This window comes from Paenibacillus sp. FSL L8-0340, from assembly GCF_038593145.1.
Classification (GTDB): domain Bacteria; phylum Bacillota; class Bacilli; order Paenibacillales; family Paenibacillaceae; genus Paenibacillus_AQ.
In genome coordinates, this window is record NZ_CP151967.1 from 3,046,957 (window position 1) to 3,060,580 (window position 13,624).

General features: G+C 49.3%; 11 protein-coding genes and 1 other annotated feature. Of the genes, 6 read left to right on the forward strand and 5 right to left on the reverse strand.

The genetic code is table 11. The features are described 5' to 3' along the window. Positions 1-31: 31 nt before the first annotated feature. Positions 32-1,444 carry a hypothetical protein gene (locus NST07_RS13595; RefSeq protein WP_342481738.1) on the forward strand — a complete coding sequence of 471 codons (1,413 nt, stop codon included), beginning with the start codon at positions 32-34 and terminating at the stop codon, positions 1,442-1,444. 84 nt (positions 1,445-1,528) lie between these two features. On the opposite strand, the gene NST07_RS13600 is transcribed toward NST07_RS13595, so the two are convergent. Continuing rightward, complete coding sequence (locus NST07_RS13600; RefSeq protein WP_341092398.1) at positions 1,529-2,053, reverse strand: type 1 glutamine amidotransferase domain-containing protein; 525 nt, start codon at positions 2,051-2,053, stop codon at positions 1,529-1,531. 261 nt (positions 2,054-2,314) lie between these two features. On the opposite strand from NST07_RS13600, the gene NST07_RS13605 reads away from it, so the two are divergent. From NST07_RS13605 to NST07_RS13615, 3 genes are all read left to right on the forward strand, one after another. Beyond that, a complete protein-coding gene (locus NST07_RS13605; RefSeq protein ID WP_341092399.1) occupies positions 2,315-2,719 on the forward strand; it encodes a hypothetical protein in 405 nt (134 codons plus the stop codon). A gap of 336 nt (positions 2,720-3,055) precedes the next feature. Continuing rightward, complete coding sequence (gene ccpA / locus NST07_RS13610) at positions 3,056-4,066, forward strand: catabolite control protein A (RefSeq protein WP_038590464.1); 1,011 nt, start codon at positions 3,056-3,058, stop codon at positions 4,064-4,066. A 93-nt stretch (positions 4,067-4,159) separates the two neighbouring features. Further along, a complete protein-coding gene (locus tag NST07_RS13615; protein WP_341092403.1) occupies positions 4,160-4,855 on the forward strand; it encodes a 5'-methylthioadenosine/adenosylhomocysteine nucleosidase in 696 nt (231 codons plus the stop codon). Positions 4,856-4,873: 18 nt separating this feature from the next. On the opposite strand, the gene NST07_RS13620 is transcribed toward NST07_RS13615, so the two are convergent. Further along, positions 4,874-5,506 carry a GNAT family N-acetyltransferase gene (locus NST07_RS13620; protein WP_076112048.1) on the reverse strand — a complete coding sequence of 211 codons (633 nt, stop codon included), beginning with the start codon at positions 5,504-5,506 and terminating at the stop codon, positions 4,874-4,876. A 161-nt stretch (positions 5,507-5,667) separates the two neighbouring features. On the opposite strand from NST07_RS13620, the gene acsA reads away from it, so the two are divergent. Continuing rightward, entirely contained in the window at positions 5,668-7,392 is a 1,725-nt protein-coding gene (gene acsA, locus NST07_RS13625) for an acetate--CoA ligase (RefSeq protein WP_341092404.1), read from the forward strand. Between the two features lie 102 nt (positions 7,393-7,494). Here the strand turns inward: acsA and NST07_RS13630 are convergent, their stop codons facing one another. Then, complete coding sequence (locus NST07_RS13630; protein ID WP_341378316.1) at positions 7,495-10,404, reverse strand: transglycosylase domain-containing protein; 2,910 nt, start codon at positions 10,402-10,404, stop codon at positions 7,495-7,497. Positions 10,405-10,541: 137 nt separating this feature from the next. Beyond that, positions 10,542-10,797 (forward strand) — a binding site (T-box leader). Positions 10,798-10,865: 68 nt separating this feature from the next. Between NST07_RS13630 and tyrS the strand changes: the two genes are divergently transcribed. Then, on the forward strand, positions 10,866-12,119 hold the full coding sequence (gene tyrS / locus NST07_RS13635) for a tyrosine--tRNA ligase (protein ID WP_342481739.1): 1,254 nt from the start codon (positions 10,866-10,868) through the stop codon (positions 12,117-12,119). Positions 12,120-12,141: 22 nt separating this feature from the next. Here tyrS and NST07_RS13640 read toward each other — a convergent pair whose 3' ends face one another. After that, positions 12,142-12,675, reverse strand: coding sequence for a GNAT family protein (locus NST07_RS13640; protein WP_342481740.1), 534 nt, complete (start codon positions 12,673-12,675; stop codon positions 12,142-12,144). A 170-nt stretch (positions 12,676-12,845) separates the two neighbouring features. Next, the gene (gene rpsD / locus NST07_RS13645; RefSeq protein WP_038590482.1) at positions 12,846-13,445 is read right to left on the reverse strand and encodes a 30S ribosomal protein S4; all 600 of its coding nucleotides are present in this window, start codon (positions 13,443-13,445) and stop codon (positions 12,846-12,848) included. Positions 13,446-13,624: the final 179 nt, after the last annotated feature.

The following is a 13,624-nucleotide window of genomic DNA, read 5'->3' on the forward strand; positions in this document are numbered from 1 at the left end:
CTGCGTGACAAAATGAAAGGGGGACTTGTACATGGCCGGTAGCGAGGAGAATATGCTGAAGGAATATTTTGACGGGTTGTCTGGGCAGGCAGAGGAGATATCGGAGATCAAATTGAATGCGGCGATACGCAGCGGGCTGTCTGGATCCCGACGTTACCGTATATCTGCAGGCAAGCGCTATTCGATCGGTATAGTGGCGGTATTGGCAATTGTGATGTTGTTTGCTTTCCCTTGGATCGGCGAGCAGGTAGAGCCGCACAATGCCCAGAGTCCGCTGGTATCGGCCCAGAGCAGCGGTGCATTTGAGGCATACCGTAAGGCGGCAAGCAACGATATTACGGTATCGTCGGCAATTGATGCTGGATTAGTACAGCGCATCAGCGGTTCTTCAGCACAGCAAAATGGGTATGTGCTAACGGTAGATGGGATCGCAGCTGACCGCAAGGGAATCCTCATATTGTATTCGCTGCAAAACAGTACGAGCCAAAAGTCGCAGGTGAACCATCTAAAGCTTGCGGGTGAAGGACATACAGCCGTAAATTATCCTAACGGGTGGTCTCTTAAAGATGTGCAGCCAGGTATTACCCTCGGTTATGAGGTATTGCAGTGGGGTGGCGATTTCAGGTCACTGCCTGATCAGATCACATTCGAAGTCAATCTTGGTGAGAAAACACAAACAGCTACTTCAAGTGGAGTGAAACCTCTGGCACAGCTGTCTGTACCGATCACCCTGGATCACGATAAAATGGCCAAGACAGGAGAACTCATCCATGCAGACCGTACTCTGACCATCGCAGGACAAGATGTCGATGTCAATGAGGTATACATTTCAACAACCGGAATCTATGTGGAAGCGGACTATAATCCGCAGAATTCAAAGCAAATCTTCGGACTGCTGAATCCCAGAATGTTATTAGGCAGTGAAGATCAATTTATGAGTCTAAGTTCATCCCGTACACTAGTTGTAGAAGGCAAGAAGAGTCTGGTGTTTGCAAATGATAACAATTCCAAGCAGCCGCTCAGACTGCAGATTGACGGAATTCATGCACTGGCCAAGGATGCAACGGAATTGATTATCGACACAGAGAAGCAGCAGATTATTAAAGCACCCGATAAAAATTTGAAAGTCTCCGTAAACAGTACTGCAGAAGGTTCTACCATGATTCTGGAATATTATTCACCGTCACCAAAGACCAGATTTTCTGATTCAATAATTCTGCAGTTAAACGATGAGTTTAAGGATGCCTCAGGCCAGGTTCACTCCACCATTATGTCCGATATCAGTATTCCGGCGCGCAAGGAGTCATCAGACAAGGCGGCCTTACCGCCAACATTGTATTATTATGCTTTAGGCAAAACAAAGCTTCCTCAGCCCTTGACGTTCACCTTGAACGGCTACCCGAATCCGCTGAAGGAAACGGTATCCCTTTCCATCCGTAAATAGCTGCCTTAGGCGGCAACAAGCCCTGCACTCCGGCAAGTCGGAGAGGCAGGGCTTGTTTATCCTCGTGAGGAGATTGCTTTCAGCTTATTCTCCGGCTAGTGCATCGCAGAAGGCTTTGCCGTAAGGCGGCAGATCCGGTGGCCGGCGGGCGGAGATAATGTGCCCGTCAGTTACCACGGGCTCATCCTTCCAGATGGCTCCGGCATTTTCCATGTCATCACGGATGCCGGGCGTAGAAGTAACGGTTACGCCTTCCAGGACTTTGGCTGAAATCAGCACCCAGCCTGCATGGCAGATTTGGCCGATCGGCTTCTTGGCTTCATTGAAATCCTGTACCAGCTTCAGTACCGCGCTGTAACGGCGGATCTTATCGGGTGCCCAGCCTCCCGGTACCAGAATGCCGTCGTAATCGGCTGCGCTGAGCTCATCCCAGGAATATTCAGCTGTGGCGGGAACCCCGTATTTGCCGACATAAGTCTTGCCCTTCGTTAGGCCTGCCAGATGCACCTCGGCTCCTTCTTCTCTTACCCGGTATACGGGATACCAGAGCTCCAAATCTTCGAATTCATCGTCAACAAGTGCGATGACCTTTTTACCGGCCAGTCTCATGTTCAGCAGCTCCTTTCAGGAATGTGATGCTTGTCCTGTACATTCTATCAAATTTGAAATATGAAGTCATCTTAAGGTATTGAAAACACTGGATTATTTACCAAATAAATCTTTTTATGCAAATCAGAAGGGATTATGGAGAGAGAGGTCGAATATAGTTATTGAAAAGGCGGACTCTCGTGTTGTTTCAATATTATTCCTGAGGTGTGGGAGATGAAAAAAGACATTCTGGTAAAGAAAACATGCGGCTGTGGCGGAGTTATGACTATACATATGCATACATTGATTTATAGCGGTAAGATAAAAATTACCCATGTTCCGGTCTACACCTGCGGATTATGTGCCCGTTACGAGCCCTTGCCCTTTATCAAACGGGATCTGGGCGAACTGATCGGTGAGATGGGGGAGCATCCTGCCAAGCTCCATCTTTCTCTTGCTGACAGAAATGAATGGGCCAATGTGCTGAAGGAAACTTTTTCCACGGGCTTTTTCCACGGCGGTATCTCTGAGCTGGAAGAGAGCATCCGCTCGGCTATTCAAAGCCGTATTGATCTGTTGCTTGATGTTTATCGAGTTGCCGGGGATCTGGCTGACCTGAAATGGATGGAAGAAACGGCTCAAAGATTGTCACAATTGACGTTACAATGTACAAAAAGCGCTAAATGAAAAAGTTTTTCTGCAAAATCAATGAAAATTTTTCACGAATGTTGGATTTTTCACGCGCTTTTTGTTACGATAGTACCAGGTTAGTTGAATTGTGGCTGTGCGGATGAGAACTATTGCTGATTTTCACCCCTTCCCTGGCTGCTGACATTTTCAGTTTTGCGAGTGGAGAGCTACTTTGAAGCATTAGTGAATACAGCCCGCGTCAGGATGATGTGTTCAGCCTTTGAAAGAATTTTGAAAGGAAAATGAAGCGTTATCATTGCACAATTGTACAAAGTGTCGTATCATAATTTTAATTAGTCGAACGATAAAATTTATCGCAATGGAGAGAGTAATTTGACGGTAACCATTTACGATGTAGCTCGAGAAGCAGGCGTATCTATGGCTACGGTATCACGGGTTGTGAATAATAACCCCAATGTGAAACCGCAGACCCGGAAGAAGGTTTTTGAAGCGATTGAGCGTTTGGGCTATCGTCCAAATGCCGTGGCGAGAGGACTCGCCAGCAAGAAAACGACAACTGTTGGGGTTGTCATCCCCGATATCTCAAACTCGATTTTTGCTGAAATTGCACGCGGGATTGAAGATATCGCCAATATGTATCATTACAATATTATCCTGTGTAACGCAGACAAGCGTAAAGAGAAGGAAATCCGGGTCATCAACACCCTGCTTGAGAAACAAGTGGACGGGCTGCTCTTCATGGGCGGAACAGTGACGGAAGAACATATCCAAGCCTTCCAGACTTCTGCCGTTCCGATTGTTCTTTGCGCAACACGTGATGAGAAGGGAACCTATCCTTCGGTTGATATCGATCATGAGAATGCTGCATTTGACGCTGTCAACACACTTATCCGCCACGGTCATCGTGAGATTGCAATGATCAGCGGAACGCTGCAGGATCCTGCAAACGGTTATGCACGTTTCCATGGCTATAAGAAAGCACTGGAAGCTGCAGGTATTGAGTACCAGGAGGATCTCGTGCGGATCGGTAATTACCGGTACGAATCCGGTGTCGAAGCCATGAAGTACTTCCTGGGCCTTAAGAAGAAACCAACTGCGATCTTTGCCGCAACAGATGAAATGGCAATTGGTGCCATTCACAGCATACAGGATGAGGGCCTTAAGGTGCCGGATGATTTCTCGATCATCAGTGTGGATAACATCCGCATGGCTTCGATGGTTCGCCCTCTATTGACGACTGTAGCCCAGCCAATGTATGACCTGGGTGCGGTAGCCATGAGACTGCTCACGAAGCTGATGAAGAAGGAAACCGTTGAGAATCCGCGTGTCATCCTGCCGCATGAAACGATTCTCCGCTTGTCCGTCAATCATGTAAACAAATAATACAAGCTTACAAGTAGCATATAAGATCATAAAAAGCTCCTTTTGGGGCTTTTTATGCTGTATACATATAATTATTAATCAGGAGGAGTTGCGATGAGTGAAGTGTTCGGATTAATCGGAGCCATGGATGAAGAAATTAAACTGCTGCTGGAGAGTATGGACAATAGGGTGACAACAGTTAAGGCAGGCATAAAGTACTACACAGGGACGGTGTTTGGCAAATCGGCTGTGTTGTGCAAATCAGGGGTAGGCAAAGTCAACGCGGCGGTCACGACGCAAATTCTGCTGGACACCTTCGGCGTCTCGCGGGTATTGTTCACAGGAGTAGCAGGTGCAGTCCATCCTGGACTGGACATCGGTGATATCGTGATCTCTTCGCAGTGTATTCAGCATGATATGGATGTATCTGCATTGGGATACCCCAGAGGGGTTATTCCTTATCAGGAGATTTCCGCCTTTCCGGCAGATCAAACACTGGTGCAGCTTGCTGAACAAGCCTGTCATGACCTTAAGCAGCAATCGGTGACCGGAGTTGTATTGTCCGGTGATCAATTTATAGCCAGTGCGGAGTTGGTCGCCAAGCTGCGGCTGGAGCTGAACGGCGCCTGCGCCGAGATGGAAGGGGCTGCTGTTGCTCAGGTGTGTTTCATGAATGAAATCCCCTTTGTCATCCTCCGTTCAATGTCAGATAAGGCTGACGGTTCAGCGAATGTCAATTACCACGAATTCACAGTAGAGGCTTCCGAGCGTTCCCATGCCATACTTGAATATATGCTGAAGGCAATGTGATCTGCAGAGCGGGTTATCCTAATACATAAAGCGCTGTCTGAAGCGCACTCTGTCGAAGGTTTCCTGAGACGACATCGGAACTTCCCGTCCGATACGGACCATAAGGCAGTTGGCCGGATGAGAGCAGATTTCCGGATCATCCGTAGCATACCATACCATATCTACGGTTTTCATCAGCTTCTCCATCATTTTCCGGTAGGCCCATACATCAAGCCCGCTGCCTTTCAGGTCCCAGTGCCAGTAATATTCCGTGGTGTATACGATGCAGTTCTCCAACTGTTCCCGCTCAAAGGCGGTGGAAATTAACAGCTTGCCAAGCCCGCTCCCTCTATATCCGTTAGCTACCTCTACAGCCCCCAGCTCAATAAGATCCATCATTCCCCCCTGTGACCAAAGCTCCATTTCATCCGGATAGTGAAAGGTTACATAGCCTATAACAGTTTGGTCCTCAACAGCGGCGATCACCCGCCCCTCAGGCAGGCCTGCGATGTCTATGAGCGCTTCCAGCTGTTCGCTTGGTTTGCGGAAGGCATCCAGATCAGGATGCATATGCAGGCCCTCCAGCAGGCCAGGAGATAAAGGTCCACTGACTGTAATGTTCTTGCTGTTATATACAAAGGTATGGGAAACGCGGATTTTGCGGTGCTCCATGAATGGGCTCCCTTCGCTTAACTAAAATATGGAATGTAACCGCTTGCTGTGATATACTAATTCCGACATAAAAACTTCACATTTAATACATTGACAGGATTTTCATGGAAATGAATCTCGCCCTTAAAGCTTAAATCAAACTAGTAAGGGAGGCAATAGTAATGGGGCAAGTCCACAGCGAAATTTTGCCGGGCCGCGTGCAAAACGCAAATATGGCGGATTATTCCCAGGCAGTCAGCGAATTCCGGTGGGAGGATGTAGAGAAGGACTTCTCCTGGTATAGTACCGGTAAGGTAAACATGGCCCATGAAGCCGTGGACCGTCATGTGCAGGAAGGCCGTGGGGCGTCAACCGCCTTACTTTACAGCGATTCTTCGAGAGAGGAAAGATATACCTTTTCCGATTTGCAGGAACGCTCCAACCGGTTCGGCAACGTTCTGCGCAAGCACGGCATTGGTAAAGGAGACCGCGTCTTTATTTTTATGCCGCGGAAGCCGGAGCTGTATTTCAGTCTGCTGGGTATTCTTAAGATCGGAGCAGTGGCTGGTCCGCTATTCGAGGCATTTATGGAAACGGCGGTTAAGGACCGGCTTGAGGACAGCGGCGCAGTGGCGCTGGTGACTACACCGGAGCTGCTGCACCGGGTGAAGCAGAGTGAGCTGCCGGAACTGCGCCATATTATTGTTGTCGGCGGTGCAACCGATGTGGAGCAGGGGCTATTGGGCTTTGAACAAGAGATGGTGGCAGCTTCAGCTGAACTTGAGCCCGAGTGGCTCAGTTTGGATGACGGGCTGATTATGCATTACACCTCGGGTTCCACAGGTAAACCCAAAGGTGTCTATCATGTACAAAGAGCAATGATCCAACACTATTATAGCGGCAAAATTGTACTGGACCTGCAGCCTGATGATGTCTATTGGTGTACGGCCGATCCAGGCTGGGTCACCGGTACTTCTTATGGCATCTTTGCCCCTTGGCTGAACGGAGTAACCAATGTGGTGCGGGGCGGGCGTTTCAGCCCGCAGGACTGGTACAAGACGATTGAGCGGTTCGCAGTTACTGTATGGTACAGTGCACCTACCGCTTTCCGCATGCTGATGGGAGCAGGGGAGGCTAGCCTGGAGGGCATCAACCTAAGCAGCCTGCGCCATGTGCTATCCGTAGGGGAACCGTTAAATCCGGAAGTTGTCCGCTGGGGTGACAAATTCTATCATCAGCGCATTCATGATACGTGGTGGATGACAGAGACAGGCGCGCAGTTAATCTGCAATTACCCGAGGATGGATATTAAGCCGGGTTCCATGGGACGTCCGCTGCCGGGCATTGAAGCAGCGATATTGGATGACCGGGGCAATGTGCTGCCGCCGTATTCTATGGGCAATCTTGCGATACGAACACCCTGGCCGTCCATGATGGGTGCCATTTGGAACAATAAGGCCAAATACGACGAGTATTTCCGGATTCCGGGATGGTATATCTCGGGTGACTCAGCCTATATGGATGAGGATGGTTATTTTTGGTTCCAGGGCCGGATAGATGATGTAATCAATTCCTCTGGTGAACGGATTGGTCCATTTGAGGTGGAAAGCAAGCTGGTAGAGCATCCGGCGGTAGCCGAGGCTGGGGTCATCGGCAAACCTGATGTGCTGCGGGGAGAGATCATCAAGGCGTTTATTTCCTTGCGGGAAGGTTATTACCCGACCACGGAGCTTAAGGAAGAGATCGCCGCTTTTGTCAAAGCCGGTTTATCCGCTCATGCAGCACCCCGGGAGATCGAATTCAAAGATAAGCTGCCCAAGACACGCTCCGGCAAAATTATGCGCCGGGTGCTGAAAGCCTGGGAGCTGCATCTGCCTGAAGGGGATTTGTCGACCATTGAGGACTAAGCCATGCCGGCAGCATAACAAAAAACACCGTTTCCCGCGAATCCGCGGAAACGGTGTTTTTGCTGTTCTGTATGGATTGCCTCAGGCAATCCGCTAAAGCGTTTATTGACCGTTGCCGGTAGCATTTCCTCCGGCAGCGTTACTTCCACTTCCGCTGTCAAGAGGTGTCTCCGTTCCGTTCACTGGCGGAACGATGATCATACCGGGATCTTCGGTGGCACCCGGTATAGTCTCCCCTTCCGGTGTTGGTTCTGTCCCCGGCAGTTCTGTCGGAGTAGGTGTCGCTTCGGGAGTCGGGGTAGCCCCTCCGGCTACACTGCCGGAAGCTGACTCATGATCGGCTACATCAACGGCGGCCACGTAGAAGGTGGCATTCACACTGGAAGGTGTGCCCGATGAGAAAGAGTTGCCTTCACCGGCTGACAGTACAAGCTGTTTCTTGAATGGGCCTCCTTTCATGGAACGGTACAGCCGGTAGCCTACAACGTCTGATGAGCTGCTAGGCGTAAAGCTGATTACAGCTTTGCCGCTGTTGTAGGACACACTTACTTCGCCTGGAGCAGCAGGAGCCGTACCGTCGTCGACACGCGGATCAACCTCGGTCGGGAAATCGGTTTTGGCATCAGCCGGCATATAATATGACAAATCCTTGTGCTCTTTCATTGCAGGGAAAGCAGCGAGCAGCTCCTTGACCAGATCCTGAATCGGCTTCTCGCGTTTCACCACGATCTTCTCCTTCAGGAAATCCTCAGGGGTTCCTTCCAGCGGGATATAATTCACGCCTTTGTATGTGATGTATTTGGCTTTGGATATTCCGTCATCACTTTCCGTCGGAACATACTTGGCATTGAATATGTCTGTAGTAAATCTGTCGGTTAAAGAGGTAGGCAGCTTGCCGCTATATGCCGAAACCGTCTTTTTGACGATGCCGTCAGGCTTACTGAACTCTTTCGTTACGAACAGCTCAGGCCGCTTGTTAATAACAGCATTCATGACCTTGGTCCATAACGTCTGGGCCTGCCGTTTCTGGGCATCTCCCTGGAGCGTATTGATCTGCTCCTTATAGCCAACCCACATTCCGAGAGTGACATCAGGTGAATAGCCCATAAACCAAACATCGCCGTAATTCTGGGTAGAACCCGTTTTTCCGACAATCGGCACGTCCTTGAAGTGTTTATAATTCTTTCTGACAGTGCTGGCAGTTCCGTTGGTAATGACTGTGCGCAGCATATCCGTCATGAGGTATGCCGTCTGTTTGGAGTAGACCTGCTCCGGATTGACCTTATGCTGGTAAACGACTTTCCCTTCCGAATCGACGATCTTCTCGATCATGTAGGCATCGGTAAAAGCGCCATTGTTCGCGATGGAGGAGTAGGCATTGGTCAGTTCCTCGACGGATACACCATAACGCAGACCGCCGATTACACCGGTTTTTGCACTGTAGTCTTCATCCTGGATGGTTGTAATCCCCAGCTTCTTGGAAAAGGCCCAGGAGTCTTTGATGCCAACCTTCTCATTAAACAGCTTGAGCGCAGGAATGTTCAAAGACTTGTTAAGTGCATAGCGGGCGGTAACCAGACCCTGATAACGGTTATTGGCATTCTTCGGGATGTGGAATCCCTTGGAGCCATCCTTCAGTATGATTGGAGCATCGTCGAGTATGCCGGCAGGCTGGATCAGACCCGCATCAAGTGCAGGCAGATAAGCAGCAATCGGCTTCATGGTCGAGCCGGGCTGACGGACCATCTGCGTAGCATAGTTCATCTGTTCAATGTTGAAGTCCCGGCCTTCGATCATCCCCAGGATGGCTCCGGTCTTGTTCTCAATCATCATCCCGGCTGTCTGTTCCTTGCCTCTCGCCTTGCTGTCTTTTGTGAAATTATCACTGTTCTCGGAGACGCTGTGCATAGCGCTGTATACTTTTTTGTCAATCGTAGTGTATACACGGTATCCGCCGGTCATTAGCTTCTGACGGGCTTCCTCCAGAAGCACTGTGTCTTCTGCCGGACTCGTGGTATCTTTCGCTTCTTTCTTGTCTTCGTTGATCGACAGTAGGATCTCTGCCGCCTTGCGTTCGGTTTCCAGCATCAAGTAAGGAAATGTAGCATAGGCCTTCTTAGAATGCGGTGCCAGAGAGCCTTTGATGTCAAAGAGGCGCGCTTCATCATACTGGGAGGAAGTGATTTTATTCTCTTCCAGCATCCGCCGCAGTACGAGCTGTTGGCGATCCATGGCTCTGTTAAACGCCGTCTCGTTAAATTCACCCACTCCGTTAAACGCGGAATACTTGGAAGGAAGCTGGGGCAGACCGGCCAAATAGGCAGCTTGCGCAACATTCAGCTTCTCCAGGTCCTCCACGCCGAAGATTCCCTTTGATGCGGCTTTGATACCGAACACATTATAACCGTTGGAGCCGTTCCCAAAGGGAACCTTATTAAGATATGCCGTAATAATTTCCTGTTTGGATAAAAAACGTTCAAGCCGCAGGGAGAGCAGGATTTCCTTCACTTTGCGGTCTTCCGTACGGTCCAGATTCAGAAATACACGTCTTGCGAGCTGCTGGGTAAGCGTACTGCCCCCGGTCTGGACCGATTCATTGAGCAGCTTCTGCTTGACGGCACGAAGGGTACTGCTGAAATCCACTCCTTTATGGTCATAGAAGTTATTGTCCTCTATAGCGAGGACTGCATCAATCACAAGCTGTGGAATATCGTTGAATTCAATTAGCCTGCGGTCTTCTTCGGTTCGAAGCTGACCGATCGGTTGCCCATCCCGGAAATAGGCAAACCCGGTCACGGCGTTCAAGCTGACTTGCTGTTGAATCAATTCCTCGGTGCGCACAGGATCATCTTTCACAATGGAAGTTATGTAGCCTGCCAAGGCACCACCAGCAAACAGAATGCCGAGTATGCCGAGTATAAACATCCACTTAACGACTGAACCAAACCTGCGGAGCCAGGATCTTCGGGGTGGATGCTGTTTTACGGTCTTCTTTTTGTTCTCCTCAACCATCGACGATAATCCTCCTTTTAACGGAACTATTATAGCACAATTTGGCGTATTTGAATGCGCTTCTGCCTGAAAGTCGAATTCATGAGGTGTTGACTTTTTAAAAGGTCCTATGGTATAAGTTTACTCAATTGGATATTCGAAAAGCGTAGAAAGACATCAGTAGAAGGAAAGCCATGTGTTTCAGAGAGCCGGTGGGTGGTGCGAACCGGCAGCAGGCCCCTTTGAATTACAGTCTGGAGCTGTCCGGAGGAACTACAAGCGCATTTCGCTTGTTCAGTAGTCCTGGACCGGGTGCAAGCCCGTTATGGCAATGAAGTGAAAGAGAATGCTTGTGCTCCGGCACGGCAAATCTTTAATTAGGGTGGTACCGCGAGCCTCTTACTCGTCCCTTGGGATGAATGAGAGGCTCTTTTTGCGTTCATTGGAATGATTAGTGCTGAAAAACTGGGAGGAATAAGGGAATGACATGGGAAGAGCTTTCAATCAACCAACAGCAGGAAGTTGAGCGTCAGATGGAAGTGATCACGCGCGGTGCCGTGGAAATAGTGCCGGAGGAAGAAATGAAGCGAAAAGTGATCAAATCCGTCGCTGCGGGTATTCCGCTAAAGATCAAACTGGGTCTTGATCCGTCGGCGCCGGATATTCACGTGGGACACACCATTGTGATTCATAAGCTGCGCCAGTTCCAGGAGCTAGGGCATCAGGTGCAGCTGGTTATCGGAGATTTTACCGGACGTATCGGTGATCCTACGGGCAAATCCGAGACGCGGAGGCAGCTTAGCGAAGAAGATGTGCAGCGTAATGCAGAGACCTACAAGAAGCAGATTTACAAGATTCTTGATCCGGAGAAAACAAAGATCTTCTGCAACTCGGAATGGCTCAGCCCGATGTCCTTCTCAGATGTTGTAAAACTGGCGGCAAAAGTAACCGTAGCCCGGATGATGGAACGCGACGATTTTTCCAAACGCTTCCAGGGCGGACAGGCCATCAGCATTCATGAATTTTTCTACCCGCTGATGCAAGGGATGGATTCCGTTGCTCTTAAGACGGACGTAGAGATTGGAGGCACGGACCAGAAGTTCAATGTGCTGATGGGCCGTACACTGCAGAAGGAATATAGCCTGGAACCGCAAGCTGTTATACTGATGCCGCTGCTGGAAGGAATCGACGGTGTGCAGAAGATGAGCAAGAGTCTGGGGAATTACATCGGCATTGATGAAGAGGCTAATGAAATCTATGGCAAGGCGATGTCCGTGCCGGACGAGATGATGCTGAAATACTACGAAATGGCTACAGATATCAGCAATCAGGAGTTCGCTGCCTTGAAAGCGGGTCTGGCCGACGGGACGGCCCATCCGCGGGATGTCAAAATGCGTCTTTCATATACATTAGTACGAATGTACCATGGAACAGCAGCCGCGGAGGCCGCGCAGCAGCACTTCATTACGGTATTCCAGCAGCGTGCGCTCCCGGAGGATATTAAGACAATCTGCATACCGGCTAAAGAGCTGTTGAGCGGCACAATCAAGCTGGTCACGCTGTTAACGCTGCTTGGTTTTGCAGGCTCCAATGGCGAAGCTAAACGTTCGATCCAGCAGGGCTCAGTGAAGCTGAACGGAGTGAAGCAGGAGGATCCGAACGGAGAAATCCAGCCTCAGGAGGGCGACATTATCCAGGTAGGTAAGCGGAAATTTGCCAAATTAACCCTATATTAGTGGTTATTTGGCATAATTCAGTCTAATCTGCCGAAACTTCCATTTCATAATTCTCTTTAGTTAACTCGTAGTCAACTGAGGATTGCAGTTCCCCGAGCTGATTTCTCCAGGAGTCATGATGAACCGCAACTTTGCGAAAGCCGAGCTTCTCATAAACATGCTGCGCCCTGTAGTTCTTAAGGTTGGTGTCCAGTATGACTTTTTGAATCTTCATCTGCTTAAACAGGTAGCTGATAAGCATTGTAAGAAACGCACTCCCGAATCCTTGATTATGGTGATTGAAGTTGCAGATTTTAATGCCAATCTCTGCACAGTGCCCGGCTAATATTCTGAAGTTCATTTCCCCAATGGCCACATCATCAATTTCCAGAATCAGGCGATGGTTGCAGCCGTTAGCGGTCTGAAGCATATCCAGAGTCTCTTGGACTGTAGTACCGAGACCTTCCGGATATCCGGCATGGGCCATGATCATTCCATCGTTCCACCAGTTGCACAATGTTTGCGCATCGTCGGCAGTTGCTTCACGAATGACTAAATTATCTTTTATTAGATGCATTCAGGTTCCTCCGATTCAGTAGTTATCCTGAATTTACCACAGAAGCTAATTAAGAAGGAATGGAAAAGACTTGTTAAATAGAATTATCTCGCCTGGCACAAGAACAAGCATACAAAAAAGCCTCCGGAATTCTCCGGAGGCTTTGCTTTGCATTCGCTGTTCGCGAAATCTTAACGGTTGTAGAACTCGACGATTTGTTTCTCATCGATGTCTTGGGACAGCTCAGCGCGTTCTGGCAAACGGATGTATTTACCTTCGAAAGATCCGTCAGCATATTCCAGGTAAGCTGGAAGGTGGGAGCGGTTTTCCAAAGCTTCTTTGATAGAAGTCATAGCGCGGCTTCTTTCGCGAAGGCCGATAACGTCGCCCACGCTTACACGGTAAGAAGCGATGTCGACTTTTTTGCCGTTAACAGTTACGTGTCCGTGGGATACCAACTGACGTGCGCCTGCACGGGAGTTAGCGAAACCAAGACGGTAAACCAGGTTGTCCAGGCGGCTTTCGAGCAGGAACATGAAGTTTTCGCCCGCGATACCTTGGATCTTTTGTGCTTTAGTGAAAAGAGTTTTAAACTGCTTTTCGCCCAAGCCGTACATGTGGCGCAGTTTTTGTTTTTCCAAAAGCTGCATTCCGTAGTTACTTACTTTTCTGCGTTGGTTAGCGCCATGCTGTCCTGGTGGGAAAGGGCGTTTCAGGTCTTTGCCTGTACCGCTAAGGGAAATGCCCAGACGGCGGCTGAGTTTGAATTTAGGTCCGGTGTAACGTGCCATGTTATAGTAGACTCCTTTATATTTGAAATTTCATTGTAGGGCCTATTTGCGCCGCAATCCGTATCCGTGAAAGCGTCAAATGGTTTCACACTGCCAGGGAAGTTCAGCCGCTGCCCTGGCAGTAACGAAATGCGTAGAGGGTGACACAACGTTACGCCCAATTAAGACTTCTTACAGTC

Coding starts and splice junctions, on each gene's coding strand:
- NST07_RS13605 (WP_341092399.1), top strand. CDS start 2,315: ATGACTATACATATGCATACATTGATTTATAGCGGTAAGATAAAAATT.
- rpsD (WP_038590482.1), bottom strand. CDS start 13,445: ATGGCACGTTACACCGGACCTAAATTCAAACTCAGCCGCCGTCTGGGC.
- NST07_RS13630 (WP_341378316.1), bottom strand. CDS start 10,404: ATGGTTGAGGAGAACAAAAAGAAGACCGTAAAACAGCATCCACCCCGA.
- NST07_RS13595 (WP_342481738.1), top strand. CDS start 32: ATGGCCGGTAGCGAGGAGAATATGCTGAAGGAATATTTTGACGGGTTG.
- NST07_RS13615 (WP_341092403.1), top strand. CDS start 4,160: ATGAGTGAAGTGTTCGGATTAATCGGAGCCATGGATGAAGAAATTAAA.
- NST07_RS13600 (WP_341092398.1), bottom strand. CDS start 2,053: ATGAGACTGGCCGGTAAAAAGGTCATCGCACTTGTTGACGATGAATTC.
- NST07_RS13620 (WP_076112048.1), bottom strand. CDS start 5,506: ATGGAGCACCGCAAAATCCGCGTTTCCCATACCTTTGTATATAACAGC.
- NST07_RS13640 (WP_342481740.1), bottom strand. CDS start 12,675: ATGCATCTAATAAAAGATAATTTAGTCATTCGTGAAGCAACTGCCGAC.
- tyrS (WP_342481739.1), top strand. CDS start 10,866: ATGACATGGGAAGAGCTTTCAATCAACCAACAGCAGGAAGTTGAGCGT.
- acsA (WP_341092404.1), top strand. CDS start 5,668: ATGGGGCAAGTCCACAGCGAAATTTTGCCGGGCCGCGTGCAAAACGCA.